Source organism: Catalinimonas alkaloidigena (assembly GCF_029504655.1).
GTDB lineage: Bacteria > Bacteroidota > Bacteroidia > Cytophagales > Cyclobacteriaceae > Catalinimonas > Catalinimonas alkaloidigena.
In genome coordinates, this window is sequence record NZ_JAQFIL010000001.1 from 3,989,249 (window position 1) to 4,012,358 (window position 23,110).

21 protein-coding genes and 1 riboswitch are annotated in these 23,110 nt (G+C 41.8%); of the genes, 9 read left to right on the forward strand and 12 right to left on the reverse strand.

Annotated elements, in window-relative coordinates; translation table 11 throughout:
- Nucleotides 1-13 precede the first annotated feature (13 nt).
- The 6 genes from OKW21_RS16225 to OKW21_RS16250 form a co-directional block, all read right to left on the reverse strand.
- The gene (locus tag OKW21_RS16225; RefSeq protein ID WP_277481005.1) at nucleotides 14-1,399 is read right to left on the reverse strand and encodes a D-arabinono-1,4-lactone oxidase; all 1,386 of its coding nucleotides are present in this window, start codon (nucleotides 1,397-1,399) and stop codon (nucleotides 14-16) included.
- A 115-nt stretch (nucleotides 1,400-1,514) separates the two neighbouring features.
- A complete protein-coding gene (locus tag OKW21_RS16230; protein ID WP_277481007.1) occupies nucleotides 1,515-2,120 on the reverse strand; it encodes an alpha-ketoglutarate-dependent dioxygenase AlkB family protein in 606 nt (201 codons plus the stop codon).
- The gene (locus tag OKW21_RS16235; protein WP_338130062.1) at nucleotides 2,107-2,352 is read right to left on the reverse strand and encodes an Ada metal-binding domain-containing protein; all 246 of its coding nucleotides are present in this window, start codon (nucleotides 2,350-2,352) and stop codon (nucleotides 2,107-2,109) included. The genes OKW21_RS16230 and OKW21_RS16235 overlap by 14 nt, the downstream gene beginning before the upstream one ends.
- A gap of 9 nt (nucleotides 2,353-2,361) precedes the next feature.
- A complete protein-coding gene (locus OKW21_RS16240; protein ID WP_338130063.1) occupies nucleotides 2,362-3,228 on the reverse strand; it encodes a bifunctional helix-turn-helix domain-containing protein/methylated-DNA--[protein]-cysteine S-methyltransferase in 867 nt (288 codons plus the stop codon).
- Nucleotides 3,229-3,682: 454 nt separating this feature from the next.
- A complete protein-coding gene (locus OKW21_RS16245) occupies nucleotides 3,683-4,069 on the reverse strand; it encodes a DUF4242 domain-containing protein (RefSeq protein ID WP_277481012.1) in 387 nt (128 codons plus the stop codon).
- A 94-nt stretch (nucleotides 4,070-4,163) separates the two neighbouring features.
- Entirely contained in the window at nucleotides 4,164-5,270 is a 1,107-nt protein-coding gene (locus OKW21_RS16250; protein WP_277481014.1) for a nickel-binding protein, read from the reverse strand.
- 691 nt (nucleotides 5,271-5,961) lie between these two features.
- Between OKW21_RS16250 and OKW21_RS16255 the strand changes: the two genes are divergently transcribed.
- Nucleotides 5,962-7,899, forward strand: coding sequence for an AAA domain-containing protein (locus OKW21_RS16255; RefSeq protein ID WP_277481015.1), 1,938 nt, complete (start codon nucleotides 5,962-5,964; stop codon nucleotides 7,897-7,899).
- A 189-nt stretch (nucleotides 7,900-8,088) separates the two neighbouring features.
- A complete protein-coding gene (locus OKW21_RS16260) occupies nucleotides 8,089-8,277 on the forward strand; it encodes a hypothetical protein (RefSeq protein WP_277481017.1) in 189 nt (62 codons plus the stop codon).
- Between the two features lie 72 nt (nucleotides 8,278-8,349).
- On the opposite strand, the gene OKW21_RS16265 is transcribed toward OKW21_RS16260, so the two are convergent.
- Nucleotides 8,350-11,469, reverse strand: coding sequence for a glycosyl hydrolase (locus OKW21_RS16265; RefSeq protein WP_277481019.1), 3,120 nt, complete (start codon nucleotides 11,467-11,469; stop codon nucleotides 8,350-8,352).
- A gap of 110 nt (nucleotides 11,470-11,579) precedes the next feature.
- Between OKW21_RS16265 and OKW21_RS16270 the strand changes: the two genes are divergently transcribed.
- Nucleotides 11,580-12,809, forward strand: a complete 1,230-nt coding sequence (locus OKW21_RS16270; RefSeq protein ID WP_277481021.1) for an S-adenosylmethionine:tRNA ribosyltransferase-isomerase — start codon at nucleotides 11,580-11,582, stop codon at nucleotides 12,807-12,809.
- A gap of 15 nt (nucleotides 12,810-12,824) precedes the next feature.
- Here the strand turns inward: OKW21_RS16270 and OKW21_RS16275 are convergent, their stop codons facing one another.
- On the reverse strand, nucleotides 12,825-13,436 hold the full coding sequence (locus tag OKW21_RS16275; RefSeq protein ID WP_277481028.1) for a hypothetical protein: 612 nt from the start codon (nucleotides 13,434-13,436) through the stop codon (nucleotides 12,825-12,827).
- 510 nt (nucleotides 13,437-13,946) lie between these two features.
- On the opposite strand from OKW21_RS16275, the gene OKW21_RS16280 reads away from it, so the two are divergent.
- The 4 genes from OKW21_RS16280 to OKW21_RS16295 all read left to right on the forward strand — a co-directional run bounded on the left by OKW21_RS16280 (nucleotide 13,947) and on the right by OKW21_RS16295 (nucleotide 16,145).
- Nucleotides 13,947-14,171, forward strand: a complete 225-nt coding sequence (locus OKW21_RS16280) for a serine hydrolase (RefSeq protein WP_277487716.1) — start codon at nucleotides 13,947-13,949, stop codon at nucleotides 14,169-14,171.
- Nucleotides 14,172-14,585: 414 nt separating this feature from the next.
- On the forward strand, nucleotides 14,586-14,738 hold the full coding sequence (locus OKW21_RS16285; protein ID WP_277481032.1) for a hypothetical protein: 153 nt from the start codon (nucleotides 14,586-14,588) through the stop codon (nucleotides 14,736-14,738).
- A 23-nt stretch (nucleotides 14,739-14,761) separates the two neighbouring features.
- Nucleotides 14,762-15,151: a hypothetical protein gene (locus OKW21_RS16290; protein WP_277481034.1), complete on the forward strand. Its 390-nt coding sequence runs from the start codon at nucleotides 14,762-14,764 to the stop codon at nucleotides 15,149-15,151.
- A 262-nt stretch (nucleotides 15,152-15,413) separates the two neighbouring features.
- The gene (locus OKW21_RS16295; RefSeq protein ID WP_277481037.1) at nucleotides 15,414-16,145 is read left to right on the forward strand and encodes a LiaF transmembrane domain-containing protein; all 732 of its coding nucleotides are present in this window, start codon (nucleotides 15,414-15,416) and stop codon (nucleotides 16,143-16,145) included.
- 26 nt (nucleotides 16,146-16,171) lie between these two features.
- Here the strand turns inward: OKW21_RS16295 and metX are convergent, their stop codons facing one another.
- From metX to OKW21_RS16315, 4 genes are all read right to left on the reverse strand, one after another.
- Complete coding sequence (metX, locus tag OKW21_RS16300) at nucleotides 16,172-17,221, reverse strand: homoserine O-acetyltransferase MetX (protein WP_277481039.1); 1,050 nt, start codon at nucleotides 17,219-17,221, stop codon at nucleotides 16,172-16,174.
- Nucleotides 17,222-17,228: 7 nt separating this feature from the next.
- Nucleotides 17,229-18,551, reverse strand: coding sequence for an O-acetylhomoserine aminocarboxypropyltransferase/cysteine synthase family protein (locus OKW21_RS16305; RefSeq protein WP_277481042.1), 1,323 nt, complete (start codon nucleotides 18,549-18,551; stop codon nucleotides 17,229-17,231).
- A 228-nt stretch (nucleotides 18,552-18,779) separates the two neighbouring features.
- Nucleotides 18,780-18,888: riboswitch (SAM riboswitch) on the reverse strand.
- A gap of 492 nt (nucleotides 18,889-19,380) precedes the next feature.
- Nucleotides 19,381-20,061 carry an SIMPL domain-containing protein gene (locus OKW21_RS16310; protein WP_277481045.1) on the reverse strand — a complete coding sequence of 227 codons (681 nt, stop codon included), beginning with the start codon at nucleotides 20,059-20,061 and terminating at the stop codon, nucleotides 19,381-19,383.
- An 87-nt stretch (nucleotides 20,062-20,148) separates the two neighbouring features.
- A complete protein-coding gene (locus OKW21_RS16315) occupies nucleotides 20,149-20,862 on the reverse strand; it encodes a hypothetical protein (RefSeq protein ID WP_277481048.1) in 714 nt (237 codons plus the stop codon).
- Between the two features lie 224 nt (nucleotides 20,863-21,086).
- On the opposite strand from OKW21_RS16315, the gene OKW21_RS16320 reads away from it, so the two are divergent.
- Together OKW21_RS16320 and OKW21_RS16325 are read left to right on the forward strand one after the other, a co-directional pair.
- A complete protein-coding gene (locus OKW21_RS16320; protein ID WP_277481050.1) occupies nucleotides 21,087-21,659 on the forward strand; it encodes a DUF192 domain-containing protein in 573 nt (190 codons plus the stop codon).
- Nucleotides 21,660-21,924: 265 nt separating this feature from the next.
- Nucleotides 21,925-23,046, forward strand: a complete 1,122-nt coding sequence (locus tag OKW21_RS16325; protein WP_277476480.1) for an ISAs1 family transposase — start codon at nucleotides 21,925-21,927, stop codon at nucleotides 23,044-23,046.
- Nucleotides 23,047-23,110: the final 64 nt, after the last annotated feature.

A 23,110-nucleotide genomic window follows, 5' to 3' on the forward strand; every position in this document is an offset into this window, starting at 1 on the left:
TGATTTGTACAACTTATGCCTTAACATTTCCAAAGATATATTGCTCCAGATAGGCGTTTCTGAACTTACCTTCCGGATCATACTCCTTCACCAGCTTGATGAAGTCAGGCATTCTTTCATACAGCGAAGCCAAACGAGCTGCAGACATCCGAAAAACCTTGCCCCAGTGTGGTCGGGCATCATAAGGCTGTAAGCTTTCTTCTAGTGCAGGGAGCAATTGCTGTAGCTTTTCTGTTTCCTGCTCCCAGGTAAAATGAAATGCTACACATTCCTGCCGATAGCAGGGGCTCATCCAATAGGTATCGGCAGCGATGGTGCGTATTTCTGAAATCATCAGTATAGGGCCAATCTGATCTTTCAGTGCCTGTATGCTTAGAAAAGCCTCTAACGCATGTTGTTTAGGCACAAAGAATTCCGTCTGCAGCTCTTTTCCACTACTAGGCGTAAAGTTCATACGGAAATGCGGCATGCGCGCATACCAGGGACCAGCTACGCCCATTTGCCTGGTGCAGTTTTCTGCCGAAATTTCAATGATAGGGTGTACATCCCTATCGGCCAACCTGGCTTCATAAAACTCCGGCTCGGCAGGGCCGTCAGGCATATTTTCTATTTTGCGTTTGATCCATACCTGGTTGACCTTATCGCTTTGCCAATCGGTAAAAAGGCTTACACTGTAGCCAGATGACATGATCTCTTCAAAGTTTTCTTTCAACTGGCTTACTGGCAAAGAGAGGTAAATATCCTGCCGCATGTCAAAGGTAGGCTGAATATCCAGTCCAAGTTGGGTGACTATACCCAAAGCCCCCAGATTGACTATTGCTCCCTGAAATGTGTCGCCATCTGCCTCACGTGATAGCTTAAGCAGTTCACCATCTGCTTTGATCATCTCTATACTGTTTACTGCTGTAGGTAGATTACCATTGTTTACTCCTGAGCCATGGGTAGCGGTAGCACAGGCCCCTGCCACCGATATATGTGGCAAAGAAGCCAGGTTGTGCAGGGCATAGCCTCTCTCATGTAAATAAGTAGAAAGCTCACCGTAATTGACACCTGCTTCTACATATACAGTATTCGCTTTTTCGTCAAGCCTGATCTGCTTAAGCTGCTGCAGTGAAACCTGATTGGCTTTACTGTCGGCAATGTTATTAAAGCAGTGACGAGTCCCCAGAGCTTTTATTTTATCCAGGCTCCTGATGGTTTGCTGTAGTTCTTCCACATTTTGAACTTCATACAGCTTATCAGTGCTGTAGGTCAGGTTACCTGCCCAGTTTTTGCGTGCTTCCTGACTCAGTACTTCCTGATTTTGCTGCTCTGTGGATGAATGGCAGGCGGCGAGAGGAGTAAGCAAACTGCCAATGACAGTAGCGGAGGTCGTCTTCAGAAATGTTCTCTTTTCCATAAAACAAGGGCTGTTGTATTGTGTGAAAGTGTTGTCTTCACGCCCAATATAGCTATTTGTATGAAAAATCAAGATACTTAAGCACTGAGCCTGAGGCTGCTTCCTGACAATCAGACTAAGCTACTTCCATCCTGCGAAAGGTAAGGTTGATCCTGGCACGCTTTACCTTTTTTGTTTTGGGGAGCCTGTGCCACCAGTAAGTCTGGGTTGTACCTTTCATCTCCAGCAGGCTTCCATGCGCCAGTATGAGCGATATCGTTTGCCTGCTTTCTTTATGTTTGAAAGCAAACTTTCTTGCCGCGCCCAGGCTCAGGGAAGCAATGCTGCTATCTTTGGCCAAAGCTTTCTCATCGTCACTATGCCAGGCCATACCCTCTTCTCCATCATGATACAGGTTGAGCAGACAGGAATTGTAGTTCGTATCACAATGTTTCTCTACCAACTGTTTGAGTTCCAACAGCTCTTCTGTCCATGCTAATGCCTGCTTGGTGGCGTTGGAGTAGGTATATGAATAATCCTCATCACCATACCAGGCTACCTTTCGTTTGGTAACAATATGTTTTCCAAACATCACCGCCTCATCATATTTCCATGCAATACGATGCATCAGTTTTTCATAATAATTATCTGCCACTTCTGGTCGGATAATATTTCCATAGTAGTATACCTCACCATCGTAAGGCAGATGGTTGATGATTTCGTTCTGGCTAAATAAATTCATTTTTCCACGCTTGATAGGCTAATGACATACAATGCGCGCAGGGTCGGAACCCATTCCGCACTGCTTCCTCTCTGCTGCCAAAAAATATACGGTTTTGTTTATGCATACGTTTACCGCTTTTGCAGTACAATTCACCAAAGATTTTTAGTTTATGATTACCAGCCCACTGAATAACTCCTGTGCTGATCATTTTTCTGAGCTCTCTATCACTTATATTACAATGCAGCCACATGGTTACTCATTATTCATCAATCAGCATTTGTTCTGCCTTTACTGCTTCCCAGCCAATCATCGCCGCTTTGCGCACACTCCCCCAATGATACTGCCCGAACAATCCGCTGGACTGTATCACCCTGTGGCAGGGAATCAGATAAGCGACCGGATTATCACCTATTGCCGTACCTACCGCGCGTGATGCTTTGGGACGTTCTATCTGACGGGCGATGCTTCCATAAGTAGCCAGTTGGCCACTGGGAATCCTGAGCAGCGTTTCCCAAACTTTGAGTTGGAAATCCGTACCTTTCAGGTGTAACTTGATTTCATGGATTTTGTCCCAGTCATGGGTGAAGATCAGACGGATATTTTCCAGAACCGCATCCATTTGCTGAGTGTATACAGCGGCGGGAAATTTTGCTTTAAGCCCTTGTAAAGCAGCTCCTTCATCGTCTGCAAACGCAATGTGACAAACCCCTTTGGAAGTAGAAGCAATTAGCATTTTTCCGAATGGACTTTCCACATAGCTGTAATGGATGGATAAGTTTTCTCCTCCATTTTTAAATTCACCCGGCGTCATTCCTTCTATACGCACAAAGAGATCATGCAGTCGGCCGGAGCCGGACAAGCCACTTTCGTAGGCAGTATCAAAGAGGGAAGACTGCTGTTCCTTGAGTAGCTTTTTGGCATGTTTCAGCGTGATGAACTGCAAAAACTTCTTAGGACTTACACCTGCCCATTCGGTAAAAATTCTTTGGAAATGATACGGACTGAGATGCACATGCTCAGCAACTTCTTCTAAGGAAGGCTGCTCCTTAAAGTTTTGCTGAATATAAGCGATTGCCTCAGTGATGCGGTCAAAGTTCGTTGCTGCCTGTGTATTCATCTTGTTCATGGATCAGTAATAAAACAAAAGTAACACACAATACAGCAGCTACCCACCCGAAATTTGCTAATGTTAATTAACTCACCTATACTAATTTCAAATTAAGTAAGGTGACACTATTAGTTTAAATCATTGCTTTGTAGCAAGATACTCGCTTCAGTTTCTAACTGAAGTGACCAAATGAAGCAAAGTCTCAGACTTTGCCTTCATTCATAATTTCAGTCTTGAAGACTGAAACCAGTTTTTAGTTTAATGTAAATAAGTCTTCATACTTAAAAATTACAAACGACCATCGTGGCGCGATCGCCGCCGATTGAAGATTGATGAATTTCTAATTATCAGGCATTTAATAAATTTTCATTGCAATTTCTATATCAATATAAGTTCGTCATGAGCTTTTATGGGGAAACAAAAAAAGTCCAGACCGGAAGGCCTGGACTTGCTTAACAAAGTCATTGAGACATTAATTGGTCTTCGCCACTGCAGTGGAAGGATCAATATTGGCTTTGATTTCCATGATATTTGTACATGGGAAACCACCTTTTTCCGCATGCTCTTTAATTAAGTCTTCATTTTGAGCTTTGTACACACAGTAAAATTTATCTTCAAGTACATAGCTATTGATCCACTCAATGCCAGTCTCCATTTTATTGAGTACCTCACAGGATTTTTGAGAAGCTCCCTGCAAATCTGCCTGGCTCAGCGACCCTGCACCCGGTATATCACGCTCAATAAGATAAGTTTTCATAGTAGTTGATTTTGATGTTTCCTGCTTTTCTTGTTGCTGGGCAAATGCCGCAGTACTTAAAAAAAATGATAAGATGATCGTAAGTGTCTGTAAAGTTCTCATAATTGTTTTGAGTTTGATGATAACTCAAAGCTATGGGCTTTTTTACAACCAGGATGCTACAAATCAACCAATGAATTGTATAGATCAACCGAATTTAGCCTTCCAGTTTGAGGTATTCCAATGGCTTTAAACCAAACTTCTTCTGAAAGCATTTGGTAAAGTAAGAAGGGCTGTTAAAACCGGCATCGTAGGCTGTTTGAGAAATGTTGCCATCTGCTTTTTTGAGTAAACCCAGCGACTTGTTGAGCCGGTACTCCCGGAGCAGCACATTGGGAGCTAAGCCGGTTGCCGCGGTGGTTTTTCTGTATAGTTGAGAAGTACTTACATATAGCTGCCTAGACAAATCGCCAACATCAAAGTCAGGCTTGTTCCAGTTTTCTGATAAGGAGCAAATAAGCCCATCCAGAAAATTTTCTTCTTCAAGAGAAACCACATGAATGTTCTTATCTGATAACAGCTTTTTTTTGTCTTCTTTGTGCAAGTTATGGACCAGATTAGAAAGCGTAATCTGTTTCCCCTGCCCCAGTAGGCATAAATGTCGGGCATAACGGATGCTTTCTCCAAATAGTTCATCGCTATTCGCTACCGGCACACCGGCGTGCAAGCCTATCCGAAAATGCAAAAGCTCGGCAGCAATATGTAAACGCTTTTGTATAGCCTGAGCACACTGAACCGCCTGTGAGGGCGTGATAAAAGAAACTACAAAGCCCTTGCCTTCCATTTCTATTTTCTGCCCCTCATATTCCTCAATTTGTTGGTGTATTATTTCATTTTGTAGTGAAAAGAGCTCATATGCTTTATCCTTACCCGATGTATGGGTCAGCAGTTTGAAATCCAGGTGATCAGTGACCAATAGCAAACGAAAAGCCGGATCACTATAAAATGCCTGAATGTCAGATTTGCTCAATTCATCCAGGGACTCAGGATCTTGTAGCCTACCCAAAAAAGCAGACACCAGTTTACTGTTTACCTGCATTATTTTGTGAGGAATAAGTCCATGTGCCTCATCATGCATTTCTACTACCGATTCCTTATCCGGCGCCTCAATTAAACAAAATGCATGTCCACGATCCTTGTCAAACCAGAATGTCATACAATCACAATCAAACTGCTCCTGTATCGCTACATCCAGTTTGTGGGCTTCTACCACATCATCAATTACAGCTCCGGGTACAATATGAAGGTCCATGAAAAGCGGCATGTGTATATCATTTGATGTCAGCTAATAATAAAATAAATCTATTTTTAGTTTTATAAAACAATTCATGCAGGAAATCACACAAATCATTCATCTACCCACTCATTTACAGGCTTGAAATGACATATATTGCAAGCATGGGGAGGGTATTGAAAGCTATATTTGCTATATATTTTCAATCTCAAAGCTTTTTGTCCCGAAAAGTATTCAAATGCCCGGTATATATTACTTTGTAGGGTGCAGAGAGGCAAACGAGTACTCATATGTCATTCTGCACGCTTACAAAGTCACATTTGAGTACCCATATGTCATTTTGCAGCCTTGCAAAGCGATATATTTTTGGTTGAGATGATTGTGCAGGCTTACAAAATGGCAAATAGCAACCTAAATTCCATGCTACGTACTCGCATAGTAACAAATGCTTATCCTTATGTCTACCTCTTGCTTCAGGTCTTTTAAATAGATACCGCCAAAGTATTGCGGTTGCCAAGAAGAAAAAAGAGGAGTTAGACAAACTGTTAGCCTTGTACAACATTCAATATACAATTGAGGTAATTATCAATAAAGATTTACATGGCAATCAAGAAATTGATACAAAACTGACGTTCTTGCGCAAACACTACCGTTAAATAGTATCTTAAATAAGCTCTCCACACCCTACCTTCATGCCCCATTTCTCTTATCTTTGTAGGCTATGGCACAATCAAGCGAAGAACTCAGAAAAGTATACGAGTTGCTGAAGTTGGAGAAAGCAGCAGACCTTGAATATTATCGTCAGAAGGTTTTGAACGCCTCGCTGGAGCAGCGTAAGAAAGAAGGCCTCTGCTGGTATCCGGTTACCCTCACCAGCCAGCGCTACAGTATGGGCGAAAAACTGATCATTAAGCTCAACCGCACTACTGAGATTAACCGGCCTCATGTGTTTCAGTCGGGAAAAATTGTCAGCCTCTTCGCCAATACCAATGACCATAAGCAGCCGCCCAGTGTGTCGGGCGTGGTGAATGACGTGCGCAGCAACCAGATGACTATTACGCTCAATGTGGATGAACTTCCTGACTGGATAAACTACGCTAACTTAGGTGTTGACCTTCTATTTGACGAAATGGCTTACCGGGAAATGAACAAGGCACTTAAGAAAGTGATGGATGCCAAAAATGACGGTAGCCGACTGGCTGAACTCAGGGAGATTCTTCTGGGAAAACAGAACGCTGAATTTGACGAGAAGGAAGCCGAAAAAGTTCCGCGTTTAAATGACAGCCAGAATGCTGCCCTGCGAAAGGTAATGCAGGCTCGTGATGTAGCCATTATCCACGGTCCTCCCGGCACCGGCAAGACGACCAGCATGGTGCAGGCCATTATACAAACAGTGAAGCAGGAAGAGCGGGTGCTGGTTTGCGCCCCCAGTAATGCAGCAGTGGATTTACTCACAGAAAAACTAAGTGAAGAAGGGAAAAGAGTGGTACGGATAGGTCACCCTGCCAGGGTAACCGATGTGAACCTCAGCAAAACCATAGATGCCCAGATCGCCAATCATGATTATTACAAAGAACTTAAAAATCTACGCCGGAAAGCTGACGAATACCGCTCGCTGGGTTTTAAGTACAAACGTAAATATGGCAGAGCGGAGCGGGAGCAACGGCAACATCTGCTCCGGGAAGCTTCCCGGGCCAAGGAAGAAGCAGAACAACTGGAGCACTACATCGTCGCTGATATCTTTACCAAAGCCGATGTGATCACTTCTACACTGGTGGGAGCTTCAGGGCAGTTGATGAAAGGTATGCGCTTTCGCACCGTCTTTATTGATGAAGCGGCCCAGGCACTGGAAGCTGCCAGTTGGATTCCCATCCTCAAAGCGGAGCGCGTCATATTCGCAGGAGACCACTTTCAGCTCCCTCCCACTGTAAAATCCTATGAAGCTGCCAGGCAGGGGCTGGGTGAAACCCTGATGGAAAAATGTATCAAGCGTCAACAGGAGATGGGCAAGCCGGTAGATAGTATGCTGCAGACGCAGTACCGCATGCATCAGCAGATCATGGATTTTTCTGGTCAGTATTTTTACAAAGGTGCCCTCAGGGCAGATGAAGGCGTAAGGCAACAGCTACTTTCACCAGACATACCCCCTATGACCTTTATTGATACTGCAGGTTGTGGCTATACCGAAAAAGTAGACCCCGAAACACTGAGTACTTACAATGAGGAAGAAGCCCATCTGTTACTCAAACACCTGGCTGGTCTGGTAGAGCAATTAGGGATAGAACGTATGCATAAAGATGAATTAACCATAGGAGTTATTGCCCCTTATCGCGCCCAGACCAAAACCCTAACTGAGCAGTTTGAGTCTTTTGAAACGCTAAAAACTGTCAAAGACAATATCACCATTGATACAGTGGATGCATTTCAGGGAAGGGAAAGAGATATCATTTACATCAGCTTAGTACGTTCCAATAGCAAGGGAGAAATAGGTTTCCTGGCAGATGAAAGACGGATGAATGTAGCCATGACCCGTGCGAAGATGCGGCTGGTGATGATTGGCGACAGCGCTACCCTGGGAAGTAATACATTTTACAGTGAGATTCTGGATTACATACATTCTATTGATGCCTACCAAAGTGCATTTGAGTTACTCTACTAGGGTGCAAGTGGAGCAGTATTGCTGTCCATCCCTGCACATCTAATGTACGTTAATGAACACTATCTAAAGAAAAAATCCCCCTAAAAATACGATTTAGGGGGATTTTAATAGTTGGCACGGCAGTTGGCTTAAATACTGTGAAACAACATTAACCTTTTAAAACAATATTAACCCAAAATTTGAATAGCCATGACAACTGTTATCAACATTAACCCAAATTTATTTATAGATGTAGAAGGTGCTTTCATTACTACTTCTAAAGCTCCTGTTCCGCTAGCTGAAGTAAGTATGAAACGAGATGTAACCCCCATTTCCCAGATCAAAGTCGGCAAGTTTCGCCGCTTGTTCAACCGTCACATCACAGCTTTCAGACGTTAATCTACCTTTCTATTCAAAAGCTAGTGAATTTCAGGCAATTTTCCGAATGATCCGGAAAATTGCCTTTTTTATTTATCTCAATGATGAAATGATCACCCTCGGCACTCCTTCTGTTTTTAGTACCTTCTCAAAATACATCAGTTCATTATCAAGTATTTGCTGAAAAACACTACGGTATTTGGCGAGTTCTTCATTCAAATCTTTAAAACGATCGTAACAGCCTTGCGTTGGCCTGGCATCCTGTGAATGAATCACAGAATATAAATAAGCAAACTGATTATCCAGCTTAACCGGATAATTGATTGGATCCTGCGAACTCTCGTTACGACTTTGTATAAGCACATCTTCAAGGGAATCAAGCTTTTGTACCAACTGATTACAGGGCGTTATCAGCTTATCCCCGTAAGCTGTTTTCTGGCTGCGCTCAGTAATGAATTTTGCCTGTTCTTTTAACCCCCTGATACTTCTAATCAGATCATGCACGGAACTAAGAGTGTCACGAACCGCCAAAGCAAGTGCTAATTGGGCCTGTAGCTCATCTTCTGAGAATGTCCAGCGGGGGTCTTTGCTGACAGTGAAGGACTGCTCAAACTGTTGCTGTCCATCACTCAGCCTTACGGTATACTTTCCGGGAGCAGCTTTTGGTCCACCCGTATAGCTGAGGGACATTACCGCTTCATCTATAAGTTCAGGCTTAGGGTAAGTTAGATTCCATACAAAATGATGAGCTCCGGCCTGCGCTGAAAGTGCATGGGAATCATCATTACTATGATACGTACGGATGAGCTCACCCTCACTATTCAAGATTTCCAGACTCAGGCTATCCTTTTTGTCTTTCAAGAAATAATGAATTACTGCTCCATCAGGTTTGTTCTGTGGTGCGTTATCTCCCCGATACCCTTCTAACTGGGTGCGATAGGCTTTCGCCGGTTGATACAGAAACACCTCTTTTTGTAGGATGTCTTCACTTATTTGATGTAATGGCGTTACATCGTCCATGATCCAGAATGACCTTCCCTGGGTAGCTACTATCAAATCCTGATGATGAACTTTCAGGTCTGTGATCGGCGTATTGGGCAGGTTAAGCTGAAAGGGCTGCCACCGCTTTCCATCATTGAAAGAGATGAACATGCCAAACTCTGTTCCTGCGTACAATAAACCCTCTTTGTCCGGATCTTCCCTGACCACACGTACAAAGTGATCATCAGGAATACCGTTGGTCAGCTGGCGCCAGCTTTGCCCATAGTCTGTGGTCTGAAAAATATAGGGACGAAAATCATTGTCTCTATATTTATACACTGCCACCGTAGCCTTACCTTCCTGATGACGGGAAAGCTCAATACTATTCACTGTGCCATTCACAGGCATGTTTGAAGGAGTGATATCTGTCCAGTTTTGTCCACCATCTTTTGATAAATGAATAAGTCCGTCATCACTACCAGCCCATAAAACACCTTCCTGCAAAGGGGATTCTTCCAAAGCAAAAATAGTACAGTACAACTCCACACCAGTATTGTCATTCTGAATCGGGCCACCGGGTATCTCTGCCAAAAACGCTTGGTTGTCAGTAGTAAGATCAGGGCTGATCACCTCCCAGCTTTGCCCTTCGTTGGCAGACCTGTGCACATAGTTTGAAGCATAGTAAATAACATCGGGATTGTGTTGGGAAATAAAAATGGGAGCGTTCCACTGAAAGCGATACTTCAGGTCTTTGGGAAGAATACCATCATTTAAATCCGGATAAACTTCCACACTTCTGATATGTCCCTGGCTACGGTCCAGGCGAGTCATAATACCAATATAGTTGCCTGCGTAGATGATGTTATGATTTTCAGGATGCACAGCGATGTGTCCGCTTTCCCCTCCACCTACACTCAGCCAATCCTGTATTGGATCAAGATTGCCTTGTCCTTGACTGGGTACTGAGATGGTTGTATTGTCCTGCTGCGCACCGTACACACGGTACGGAAACTGATTGTCTACAGTCACTCTGTAAATTTCGGCAGTAGGTTGATTGTACTGTGTAGACCAGCTTTTTCCTCCATTGAAACTAACATTTACACCTCCATCATTACTTTGTATCATGATTTCGGGATCGTTGGGATTTAGCCATAAGCTATGGTTATCGCTGTGCGGAACAGAAATATTTTCAAAGTTTTTACCATCATTTAAAGATTTATAGAAGCCCACATTGGACAGGTATAGCGTATGTTCCTGCTTGGGATCAGCAAAAATACGCGAATAGTACCAGGCCCGCTGACGGTACGCATGTTTACGGTTGATTCGCTCCCAGTTTTTACCCCCATCTTCCGACATATACAAACCACCCTTTTCCTCGTCCAAGGCTTCCTGAATCACCCAGACCCTTTTGGGGTTCACCGGAGAAACAGCTATTCCTACACGGCCTACTACACCGCCAGGCAAGCCACCTTCTAATCGCTCCCAACTGTCACCCCCATCGGTAGATTTATACACACCACCCCCCTTGCCTCCATCAATGATAGTCCAGGGCTTACGCTCTACCTGCCAGGCGCCTGCATAGAGGATTCTGGGGTTCTCAGGGTCCATCACCATATCTATGATACCCGTACTGTCATTGATATACAGTACCTTTTCCCAGCTTCTCCCTCCATCCTTGGAGCGAAATACTCCTCTTTCAGAGCTGGGACCAAAAATATTTCCCAGAGCAGCAGCGTAAAGGATATCATGATTTTTAGGATGAGTCTGAATTTTGCTAATCTGTCCCGCATTTTCCAGGCCTGTTGCCTGCCATGTACTTCCACCGTCAACAGATTTGTACATACCTTTACCTGCCGAAATATTGCCTCTGGGAGAAGCTGAACCGGTGCCTACATAGATAATATTATTATCGTCAGTTGCTACTTCTATTGCCCCAATAGAGCCCACCGGGATAAAGCCGTCAGAAATATTTTTCCAGTTCAACCCACCATCAACAGTTTTCCATACCCCTCCACCCGTTGTACCCATCAGGAAAGTCATCGGTTGATCTGCTATTCCGGTAACGGCTGTACATCGCCCTCCTCTGAATGGGCCTATCATACGATAAGAGAGTGATTCAAACAAAGAAGAAGAAATAGCTGATTCCTCTCTTTTATTGGATTGAGCCAATAAGGAGGGGATCAAAACAATAAGACAAAAGAATACTAGAGTCAAGCGGTAATGTTGTTTCATGTGTATCAGTATTAAATGAAGCGTAATTTACAACTCTTGTTCTAATTGCGTTGTTTTGACTGTTTAATCCATACGATTTTAGTAATTTCGCGAGCTGAAATGCCAGGCATATGAACAGAGAAGTCATCCAGTTAGCATCCTACGATTATCATTTACCCGATGAACAAATCGCACGTCATCCCTTAGAAAAGCGTGATCAGGCAAAACTATTACATTATCAAAACGGAAAAATTGAGGACCGTTCCTTTATTGAATTGCCAGAACTGCTTCCTGCACAATCCCATCTCTTTTTTAATGCTACCAAAGTCATTCCCGCACGTGTGTTTTTTCAAAAACCCTCAACTGCCCAGGGAGAGGGCGCACACATAGAAGTTTTTTTGCTCAACCCGATAACACCAAGTACTATAATTGGCGAAGCCATGCTCGCTAAGCAAAAGTGTAGCTGGCACTGTATGATTGGCAATAAAAAGAAGTGGAGAAGCGATTTAGTACTCAAAAAATCATTATCAATCAACAGCAAGGAAATAGTTCTTTCCGCTACGCTAGAAAGGTCCGATGAGCAGATTGTCAGCTTTAGTTGGGACAATCCTGAAATGAGCTTTGTAGATATAGTGGAAGCCGCGGGTCGTACTCCTCTCCCACCCTATCTTAAACGTGAGGCAACAGATGAGGATAAACCTCGCTACCAAACGGTATACTCGGCCCATGAAGGCGCAGTAGCGGCCCCTACCGCTGGTCTTCATTTTACGCCTGAAGTTCTCAAAGCACTGGAGAACAGAGGCATTATTCAGGATTACCTAACGCTGCATGTAAGTGCCGGTACCTTTCAGCCAATTAAAGCGCACGATATTACTCAGCATCCTATGCATTCAGAACAGATGGTAGTCAACAAAACTCACATTGAGCGTTTGTTAGCCCATGAAGAAGGAAAGATTATTGCAGTTGGTACTACCTCTCTTCGCACGCTGGAAAGTCTGTACTGGTTTGGTGTTCTACTCAGCAAAGATGCAAATGCTTCTTTCAAGATTCCCAAGTTAGTTGCTTATCAGGATAATCCTGAAATCCTTATTTCATTAAAGGAATCCATGAATAACATTCTTGGATATATGGAAAAGCACAGGTTTGATCAACTCATAGGTGAAACAGAAATTTTTATTTACCCGGGCTACAAATTTAGAGTTTGCCAGGGGTTGATTACCAATTTTCACCTGCCCAAGTCTACACTTATCTTACTTATCGCAGCATTGGTGGGAGAAGACTGGAAACAGATTTATCAACATGCTTTACAAAATAACTATCGCTTTCTCAGTTATGGTGACTCTTCCCTGTTGCTACCGTAACAAATAGCAAGCTACCTATTCATTCATCGTCAAGGCATCCTCCTCAATATGCTCATTACCCTTCAGGCGATTAAAATAAGAGATCAGCAGATACATATTTACTTCTTTGTGAAGATTGCTCAATCCATTACGATCACGAAACACTTCTACTTCTGTTTGATAATCTTTCATCATAGGTAGAATTTGTCTTTTAAAGTTTCTCAGCCGTTTCACTTTATTTTCCTCATCAATAAAATAAAATTCCTCAACGGTGTATTCATCGCTGGCATCAAATACATCATACTCAAAAACACGCCTTAACAAGGTGATCTCTCCATCTGCTACGACCTGAAAAAGTTTTTTCTCCATACGGTCAAAGAAGCTATTGGATCTATAATCATAGCAGCGATACGCTCTGCTAAAATCACACTCATCAACTGTTTCAATTGAAGTTATCATGGAAGCATGGTAAGTAAGTTGCCTTCCGTCGTCCAAAGTTACTACTGCAGAATTGATAAACGAGTTGATATCAACCTTACCACTGACCACATCCTGGCTGGTAAGTTTTACTATTCCTTCTTGTGGTGCTTGAGCGAGTAGACTGCCATGTAATAAAAATGAAAGGACTAAAAGTGAAATATTTCTCATGTTATGGTTATTTAGGATAAATCTTACATCTGTATTCTATTACAATTATATAACTTTTCTTTAATAAAAATAAACTATTTGTATAATTTTTTATTGATTTTAGCTATTTCTAAGCTTTTATGGTTTTTTAAAGGTGTATATTTTCAACTAATCTTCTTTAATTTTATGTATTTGGCACTTAAAGTGCACACGTATTAATTTTCCCCACAATGAGTTTTTATTCATTTACATTGTCATTCTTACCTGAGTTTATTCCTATATTTTTATTATGAACAGACTTGCTAACTTTATTTTATGCTGTTGCATAGCATCACTATGTGCTTGTGAAAAGCAGAGTGTGAGTCTCGCCAATGCAGAGGTGGATACGATCTTTTCGCGCAGGAATACTTCTACCATCAACAGTACGGGGGGGGCGCCACTCCAGGATGTACATTGGCAGTCATACATCAGGGAGAAATCCTATACAGCAAAGGGTATGGAATGGCTGACCTGTAATACAATGTACCGATCATTCCCCGATCCATATTTTCATTTAGCTCAATCTCTAAACAATTTGTAGTCACTTCCTTTTTGTTGCTAGAAGAGGAAGGAAAGCTATCGCTGGATGATGATGTAAGAAAATACATTCCCGAACTTCCGGATTACGGGCATACCATCGGACTGCGTCACCTCATACATCATATCTGTGGCTTAAAGGATAAGCTCACCCTGTGGGAGATAAGCGGCAGAACATGATGGATGACATACCTGAAAAAGAGATCTTTGCGCTAATCTGCCGCCAGCAGGGACTTAACTTTCCGGAGTGGAATATGCATATAGCAACACCTGATACTTTTTGATGTCCATCTTTATTGAAAGGGTCAGTATAAAGTCACTAAGAGGATTCGCCAGGGAAAATATATTTGCTCCACTGGGTATGCATCATACTCAGCTTAATGATGATGATAAACGTATCATACCTATGCGGCTTCAGGCTATACTGAGCTGGCTGATGATAGCATAGGAAACCTTATTATGCGTTTTGATCTGGTAGGTTCGGGAGGCCTTTACAGTAGCGTAGAGGACCTGTACTTATGAGATCAGAATTTTTATCATAATCGGCTGGGTAAGCGTGGTCAGGCACTTATTGAGTAGTTGCAAACCAATGGTATGTACAATAATGGAAAAGAAGTCAACTACGCCTATGCTTTGATAAACGGAACATATCGGGGCTTGGAAACAATGCATCATACCGGGTCTATGAGGGCCACAGAGCAGTATATCTACGATTTCCTGACGAACAGTTCTCTGTCATTATTTTAGGAAATATAGACAAGCTGAATCCTTTGGCACGTGCATATGAGGTAGCATCAGTTTTTCTCAAAGATCAGTTAGGTCCCGAGGAAAAAGATAAAGAGAGCGTAGATACAGTAATGCACAAACCATACGCAGCGCGGAAAAATTACGTTACAGACATACATCAGCTTAGCGGATCTTATTACGGCCCTGAGCTAAATGCTACCTACCAACTCAAAATTGAGCCTAAAGGAGAAAAAATTATTTTGTATGATGCCCAAAGAAATACTTCAGTTCTTCATGTATTAAATCTCTATGAGTTAAGTAATAACACCTATAAAATTATTTTCAATACTAACTTTCAAACATTCAATATGAATTATGCTGGTACAAGAGGGATAATTTTTCAAAAAATTGCTAATCTTGCTGCAAATGAATAATTTAAATAGAGTTTAACGATTTTTTATTAGCTAGTTATCTAAAAAATTCGTTACTTTGTTTACATAAATACCTAAGTAATTTTTTAAGTATTGCTTCATATTTTTCAACTAAAGATTAACGAAGAGCAGAGACAGCATTAAGCTGATTTTTTGGGATGGGCACTTTATGTGCCCTTTTTTTATATCCATCCACTTCTCTTCTAATTTTCACATCATTTTGTAAATTGATCTTTCAATATCAACATTAACAAAAGCATATCCCATGGCAGAACGATCTCGAAAACCCGATAGCAGGATCATAGTTGGTTTTATTTTCGTCCTGATTGGCGCATACCTCTTACTTTATAACCTTAACCTGCTACCATTTTTCCTACCTAGCTACATCCTTTCCTGGAAGACCCTCCTAATCGCAATCGGCTTGTTGCTTATTGGTACCAGAGAAAATAAAGGTGGAGGCATTACGCTGATAGTAGTGGGTGGGGTCTTTCTTATTGCTGATATACTTGATCTTACCATTGGTCAGCTCATTTCCGAAATTTGGCTATTCTGGCCTGCAATCTTCATTATTGTTGGGCTATCTCTTCTGTTGAGACGCTCGCGTGAAAAAAAAACTGAAAATGTAGATGGTTTCAGAAGCTATGAGTCCGATGAAGATTACTTTGAAGTATCGGCAGTGCTGGGGGGTAATAAAAAAATTGCCTATTCCAATCATTTCAGAGGAGCCAAAGTCACTGCGGTACTGGGGGGCACCGACCTCAATTTGCTAAACGCAAAACCTGCGCCAGGCCGCCACGAGATTGATGTGTTCGCTTTTATGGGAGGCGCTTCCATTATTATTCCAAATGACTGGAATGTGCATCTGGATGTGACCCCTATAGCAGGAGGCGTTGACGATAAACGTACTTTTCCTCAAACTTATATTCCAAATGCTGATACAGAGATTATCATAAAAGGAGTGGTCATCTTTGGAGGGGTTGAGCTTAAAAGCTCCTAATCCTTAAGCTTTAGCCTGCATCCTTATTAATAATCAGTAAAAGCAGGCTTTGGCCTGGCTTTTTCATAAAATCGCCTGATCTCCCGGGTCAGGCTGGGAATTTCTATCAGGAAACCATCATGGCCGTAATCAGAGTCAATGATTGCCAACTGTGCATTTGCCACCCGATCGCTGAGAAACTGCTGCTCACTGACGGGAAAGAGAATATCAGTGGACACTCCAAGAAATAATGATTGCGCTTTTACATTCGCCAGTACTTCGTCCATACCAGCCCGTCCTCTTGCTACATTATGCGAATCCATGGCTTTGGACAGCAGCCAGTAAGAGTATGCATTGAAGCGTCTGACGAGTTTATCTCCCTGGTATCTTTGGTAAGAAGAGGCCTTAAAATGATTTACCTTGCCATTAGTCGTTTCACTTTGGGTTTTTTGATAAGTATTATAATGACGATAGGAAAGTAGTGCAATAGAGCGTGCTGTCGCCAACCCATGCATTCCTGCATTCGCATCTTTATTGGTCCAGGTAGGATCCTGCTCTATAGCCATCCTTTGCGACTCATTGAAAGCTATGCCCCAGGGGGAATGCTGGGCGTTAGAGCAAAGCTGCACCATGTGCGTTATACGATCCGGTTCCATAACCGCCCATTCCAGTGCATGCTGTCCTCCCAGTGACCCTCCGATTACGGTGTGGATTCTGTCAATGCCCAATGACTGTCTCAGCAGGTCAAAGGCTTTGACCATATCACGATTGCTTAGTAGTGGAAAATCGTGAAAATAAGGTTTACGGGACGCAGGGTTGATGGACAATGGGCCGGTTGAGCCATAGCATGAACCCAACATATTAGCACAAATAATGAAATATTTTTCGGGATCGTATAATCTGCCTTTGCCGAATAAACCTTCCCACCAATCCAGGAAGTTAGCATTGGCTGTTAACGCATGGCATACCCAGATTACATTATCTTTAGCCTCATTGAGCTGACCGAAAGTAGTATAACGAAGCTGAAAGCCGGGAAGTGATTCTCCCGACTCCAGCATGAATTGTTCCTCGTAAATGAAATTATCTTCTCTTTGCATTGGCTTTTTATACCAGTACAGTATCTGATATTTGTTTAAATGCTTGTTTGAAATCGTCTTTGATGTCATCAATATGCTCAATACCTACTGACACTCTCAACTGCGTAGGATGTACGCCAGAGTGTGCTTGTTCCTCCTCAGAAAGCTGAGAGTGGGTAGTAGAAGCCGGATGTATAATTAGCGTTTTAGCATCACCTACATTAGCCAGGTGGCTTACTAACTTCATACTGTTGACAAACTTTTTAGCTCTTTCCAGGTCACCTTTCAGCTTAAAAGTAAGCACTCCTCCGAAGCCTCGCTTCAGGTATTTTTTGGCCAGATCATGATACTTACTGGATTCCAGTCCGGGGTAATTTACACTTTCTACTTCAGCGTGCTGCTCCAGCCATTTAGCCAGTTCCAGCGCATTACTTACCGTTCTGTCCACACGTAATGATAGTGTTTCCAGACCTTGTAACAGTAAAAAGGAATTAAAAGGGCTTAAAGCAGGTCCAAAATCCCGCAGACCTTCTACCCTGGCACGGATTGCAAAAGCAATATTGGGCAAGCCCAAAGGGTTATTTTTACCAAATACTTCCGAAAAGACGATGCCATGATAACCTTCAGCAGGCTCAGAAAACTGCGGAAATTTACCGTTGCCCCAGTCATAATTGCCTGAATCCACGATGACACCTCCAATACTGGTACCATGTCCCCCTATCCATTTGGTGGCGGAGGAAGTAACAATTGCAGCTCCATGTTCTATAGGACGGAAAAGATAGCCTCCGGTACCAAAAGTATTATCTACTACCAAAGGAATATCATACTTCTGTGCCAGAGCAGCGAAAGCATCAAAGTCAGGAATATTAAACTCAGGGTTTCCAATGGTTTCTAAGTAGATGGCTTTGGTTTTCTCATCAATCTGCTTTTCGTAATTTGCCACATCTTCACCCTGCACAAAGCGCACATTGATACCTACACGTTTGAAAGCGATTTTGAATTGATTATAAGTACCGCCATACAGATAATTGGTAGATACGATATTATCGCCCACTTCGCAGATATTATTCAGAGCAATAAACTGAGCAGCCTGCCCTGAAGCTACTGCCAGCGCAGCCACCCCACCCTCTAAAGCAGCCATGCGCTGCTCAAACACATCGGTGGTAGGGTTCATGATACGGGTATAGATATTTCCGAACTCCTTTAGCGCAAAGAGATTCGCTCCGTGATCAGCATCTTTGAAATTATAAGATGTAGTCTGATACAAAGGGACTGCTCTGGCACCGGTCGTAGGATCAGGCTGCTGACCGGCATGAAGTTGTAAGGTTTCAAATTTGTGTGTTTCTGACATAGTTTTGTAAGTTGTTTTTGAAAGTAATAGGTTAAAAATTATTGCTTAGGTAAGATGCTGCCATTCAGAAAAGCCATAGGCTTGGCGAAAAGGCAAAGCGCTACCTCTACTTGTCAGTTGCAACAGCAACCGTACTTACCAATATACATCATAAGCGCAAAAAAACATGCAAAAGATGTAAAACTGGACTTACTTAAGAAAGTGTTATTTGTATTCATTTGACTCATTAATTTATATTCTCCCGGCACTTGCCGAGATCAGGATTTAGCACCTTTCCTATCGGAGGGAGGTTGCTAGCGCTTCGGTGAGCCTGTCTCTCCACGCTTCTGTATAAATCAACTACCTTATAGAAAGGTATTCATTGACTTGCAGGCTACAATATTAGGCATCTCTCTCAAAAGTTCCAAGCTTACTTTCAGATACTTCCTATCAGCCTGGCGATGCGCAAATAGGGCATTAAATCAAATTTTATTGTTAGTTAAACACACATCACTAACTTTTTTTGAGATGTCAACGTGATATAAGTAAACACCATCTAAAGCAATCCGTCAACCTTAATTCAAAAACATGGGCAAATTAATTCTGGCACTCATCGGATTTGGTCTGGAAGGTTTTCTGTGAGTGATTCTCATCGGTTCTAACAACCCGTACCGTCAGAAATATGGTTGGAAATATTATTTAATTGCCATTCCGCTGCTTGGCCTTACTGTGATTACCTTTATCATTTTGTATGCTTTCTGGCTATATTGATTCTTGACTGCTCTTTCTGAAAATTTGTATTAATAAAAAAACCGGCCTTAAGCCGGTTTCCCATATTGCAAGTTATTGCTTACTCAATTCTAAACACTGCCCTTACCTCCGCTTCTATCTCTATCGTCTGAAAATCTATGCTGGGCGCTTGTGCCCCTGAGTCAGCAGATTCCATCATCGCCATATTGCGGGCTTTGTACATGACGGGTGGCTGATAACCATTGTTGTTGACCTCCTGAACTTCCAGCACCTCTCCTCTTCTCTCATCAATTCCTTCCAGTAAATAGTCTGCTTTTTCTTTGGCATTTCGTAGTGCCTCTATCTTTAGGTCGCGGCGATATTGCTCAATCTGAGAGTGAGAATATTCAGAGATATTCGCATTCTGAATGCCTTTAGGGTCCAGATAGGCAAACAAGCGATTGATCTTATCCAACTCTGAAAATTTGATACGATACTGCTTCTGGGCAAGAAAATCCTCACGGTCTTTCTTTTTGTTCCAGGGATACCAGTTATAGTTGTAACCGTATACATTCTCTATCTGAAAATCTTCCTCCGGAATACCGATCTTACGAACAGCATTGTAAAGCTCTCTCTCCAGTTTTTCAATAGATACTTTAGCTTTATCCTCTCCTATGTATTCTTTCATGGTGATAGAAAAATAGATTTCATCGGGAGTGATTTCCTTTTTCGCGCTACCATAAACTTCTATTTTTTTGACCATCTCCTGATCATTCTGCGCCAAACTCACACCTGATATCATAAGACATAAGCTTAATAAAAATATATATTTTATCTCTCTCATCTTTATTTCTTTTTTATTGGACTATATTAAAATACTAATCAAAATTTATGCTTCATGCCGTGTAAAGGTGACTTTTATTCTGTTGTAGTACAAACGGGTTTTACCTTCAAAACCGGAATCAGTACCTAGGATGAGCCAGGCCTCACCTTTTTCATCAGTAGTCATCTTAAAGCTTTGCTCTTCATTATTGTTCCTTCTGATCAAATCATACTGCTCATCCTGCCGATTTGTGCCTATATGACCCAGTAACAGCATATCAGTCCCTCCTTCAGCCTGATTCCCTTTGTCAATGTTCATGCGCCAGTTTCCATCTTCCTTTACCGCGATAGGTTCTTCCAGAGTTACGCCTGCTTTCAAAAAAACCGAGCTTCCCGGGCTACCTCCTACCCCTAAATAGGATTCAGGATAGTTGGATGCGAATTCTACACTAAAACTCACGCTATATTGTGTCAGCGTATCAAGACCTTTTATTTTACGTTTCATAAACATAAAAAGGTCATCACTATGGTTATTTCCTTCTATCATCAGCGATTTTTTTGTCTGATTCAAGGGATAAGGTAGCGTGACCCAAGCTGAATCCAGTTCGTAAAATTCTTCTTCTCCTAACGGATAATCTGTAAAACCAACAGACCACTCCTGCAAGCTTTCCTTAAAGTCATAAGCGTACACCAAATCTTTCTTCTCGATGATAGGGTCTTCTTCACAGGCAAACAAAATTACTGAAATGAGTATGGCAGGACTATTCAAATATCTACGCATGGGTTAATATTGTTTTAAACCCATGACACACTACTGACATTCAAGGTTGGAATAAAGAAAGATGAATTTGATCTGAATTACCTTGCCTTGTATTTGTTTAAGGTTAATGAATGTATTTCCAAATCTCTGCGATTGATCTACACATTTCTTCTTTCAATAAAGAACGAAATTATTTAAGATTGCATTCAATGAATTTCGGAACAAATTAGTGCTATCAATCAACCATGAGCAAAGCCCATAAAGGTCCCAACCCTCCCAACGAAGAGCAAGTGACAAAAATATCCTCAGCGCGAAAGATGCTATTGATTGCAATCGTTGTAGGCATTGTTATCGGCATCGCCTACTGGATAAATGAAGATGCTGGTGACTACACTTATGTGCCTGATATAGAAAGTGTTGAAGAACCTGCATTTGTCAAAGAGGGTGAACTTGTTTTTCTGGAACAAAATACTGCAGATACATTAGCTCACATTGCCATAGAAGTAGCTGATGACGACTCACAGAGAAGCCAGGGGCTGATGTACCGTAGCAGCATGGAAGATTCTACCGGGATGCTTTTCATATTTGATGAAGCACGTCCCCAATCATTCTGGATGAAAAACACTAAAATTCCACTGGACATTATGTACGTATCAGAGGATTCTACCATTTTTATGATTTATAAATCTGTCATGCCTTATTCTGAAAAATCCATTCCCTCTGAAGAAAATGCCTTATATGTGGTTGAGGTCAATGGTGGTTTTACCAACCGAAATAATATAGAACAAGGGGATAAAATAGCCTTTGAATTAGAATAGGCGCCACTGATATAATAGTAAGATTATGAGTGTTCCGCCTTATAGTCTGTCTTTATCCCTTCTTTCAGCCATTTACGTATCCGAGATCTGGAGAGAAAAGTGTAAACTTTATACTGATTTAATGATTGCACTATTCTTTAAACTTTTGCAGTATGGGGATTAAGCAGCCCTCATCTCCTCTACATCTGTAGGCTTATTGCAAGTTTTTTCAGGTTAAACGCATTTAAACGTATGTAAAAAAAGAGGAGAGAGCTAACTTTGCCAGATGAATTGGCAAAAGGTTTTTGGAAGCGTTCCTGATTTTAGGATAAATCGGCGCAAGAAGCATAATCTGGTAGATATTTTAGTCATAGCCTTATGTGCGATAGTAAGTGGAGCAGATGATTTTGAAGAGATAGAAGCCTATGGTAAACGAAAGGAGGTATTCTTGAGAGGATTTTTAGAGCTACCGAATGGTATTCCCTCTCATGACACTTTTAATCGCGTGTTCAAATATATGGACAAATCAGCTTTTGGAGGTTGCCTGTATCGTTGGTCTAAGGAGTTATTAGGGTTTATCAAAAGTAGTATTGTCCAAATCAACGTGGATGGTAAGGTGCTTTGCGGTACAGCAAAGTCAGGCTTTAAGAAGAGCGGCATTTGTATATTAAGTGCCTGGGTAGCCGAACACCACTTGATATTAGGTCAGGAAAAAGTAGATGCTAAAAGCAATGAAAAGACCGCTATTCCTGAATTGTTGAAGTCTTTGGATTTGGAAGGCTCCTTAGTGAGCAGTGATGCAGCCGGTTGCCAGCTCAAGAATGCAGACGGTTCGCCGTGCGATTTAATTATAGAGAAAGGAGGAGACTATTTGATAGCTATCAAGAAAGATCATAAGCATATGTATGAGCAGATTACAGACTGGATGAGTAAAAGAAAAAAGCATATGTGCTTTGATGAGTGGATAGATTTTGGTAGTGGCCGCATTGAGAAGAGAGTCTGTTATGTGGAAACCCAGCTTGCATTACTAGATGATTTATCAGAATGGAAACATTTAAAGTCAATCATAATGGTGGAAGCAAACCGGGAAAAGGGTGGAAAAATTACCTATGAAAACCGCTTCTATTTAAGCAGTTTAGAGGTTACTGCTAAAGAGTTTAATAAACTCATTAGAAATCATTGGAGCATTGAAAATCATCTGCATTGGAAACTTGATGTTGTATTCCGAGAAGATATGAGTAGAACTAAAACAGGCAATGCTGCTGAGAATATGACAACCGCTCGGAAGTTAGCTCTGCAACTGCTCAATCAAGTTCAAGATAAGGAAAGCGTGAAGAACAGAAGAAAGATAGCAGGTTGGGATGATAATTATCTGCTAAACATTCTTAAAAACTTGACTAAAAATTAAATGCGTTTAACCTGAAGTTTTTTGGTAAAAAAAGTATTTCTCACTAATTCTGCTAACTTAGCAT

Excerpts from the sequence above, each read along its gene's own strand:
- OKW21_RS16310 (WP_277481045.1), bottom strand. The coding sequence starts at position 20,061 with ATGATATCAGGTGTGAGTTTGGCGCAGAATGATCAGGAGATGGTCAAA.
- OKW21_RS16295 (WP_277481037.1), top strand. The coding sequence starts at position 15,414 with ATGGCAGAACGATCTCGAAAACCCGATAGCAGGATCATAGTTGGTTTT.
- OKW21_RS16265 (WP_277481019.1), bottom strand. The coding sequence starts at position 11,469 with ATGAAACAACATTACCGCTTGACTCTAGTATTCTTTTGTCTTATTGTT.
- OKW21_RS16235 (WP_338130062.1), bottom strand. The coding sequence starts at position 2,352 with ATGTGGCTGCATTGTAATATAAGTGATAGAGAGCTCAGAAAAATGATC.
- OKW21_RS16270 (WP_277481021.1), top strand. The coding sequence starts at position 11,580 with ATGAACAGAGAAGTCATCCAGTTAGCATCCTACGATTATCATTTACCC.
- OKW21_RS16230 (WP_277481007.1), bottom strand. The coding sequence starts at position 2,120 with ATGAATTTATTTAGCCAGAACGAAATCATCAACCATCTGCCTTACGAT.
- OKW21_RS16240 (WP_338130063.1), bottom strand. The coding sequence starts at position 3,228 with ATGAACAAGATGAATACACAGGCAGCAACGAACTTTGACCGCATCACT.
- OKW21_RS16250 (WP_277481014.1), bottom strand. The coding sequence starts at position 5,270 with ATGCCGCTTTTCATGGACCTTCATATTGTACCCGGAGCTGTAATTGAT.
- OKW21_RS16325 (WP_277476480.1), top strand. The coding sequence starts at position 21,925 with ATGAATTGGCAAAAGGTTTTTGGAAGCGTTCCTGATTTTAGGATAAAT.
- OKW21_RS16255 (WP_277481015.1), top strand. The coding sequence starts at position 5,962 with ATGGCACAATCAAGCGAAGAACTCAGAAAAGTATACGAGTTGCTGAAG.
- OKW21_RS16320 (WP_277481050.1), top strand. The coding sequence starts at position 21,087 with ATGAGCAAAGCCCATAAAGGTCCCAACCCTCCCAACGAAGAGCAAGTG.
- OKW21_RS16245 (WP_277481012.1), bottom strand. The coding sequence starts at position 4,069 with ATGAGAACTTTACAGACACTTACGATCATCTTATCATTTTTTTTAAGT.
- OKW21_RS16260 (WP_277481017.1), top strand. The coding sequence starts at position 8,089 with ATGACAACTGTTATCAACATTAACCCAAATTTATTTATAGATGTAGAA.
- metX (WP_277481039.1), bottom strand. The coding sequence starts at position 17,221 with ATGCAAAGAGAAGATAATTTCATTTACGAGGAACAATTCATGCTGGAG.
- OKW21_RS16275 (WP_277481028.1), bottom strand. The coding sequence starts at position 13,436 with ATGAGAAATATTTCACTTTTAGTCCTTTCATTTTTATTACATGGCAGT.
- OKW21_RS16285 (WP_277481032.1), top strand. The coding sequence starts at position 14,586 with ATGTACAATAATGGAAAAGAAGTCAACTACGCCTATGCTTTGATAAAC.
- OKW21_RS16305 (WP_277481042.1), bottom strand. The coding sequence starts at position 18,551 with ATGTCAGAAACACACAAATTTGAAACCTTACAACTTCATGCCGGTCAG.
- OKW21_RS16225 (WP_277481005.1), bottom strand. The coding sequence starts at position 1,399 with ATGGAAAAGAGAACATTTCTGAAGACGACCTCCGCTACTGTCATTGGC.
- OKW21_RS16315 (WP_277481048.1), bottom strand. The coding sequence starts at position 20,862 with ATGCGTAGATATTTGAATAGTCCTGCCATACTCATTTCAGTAATTTTG.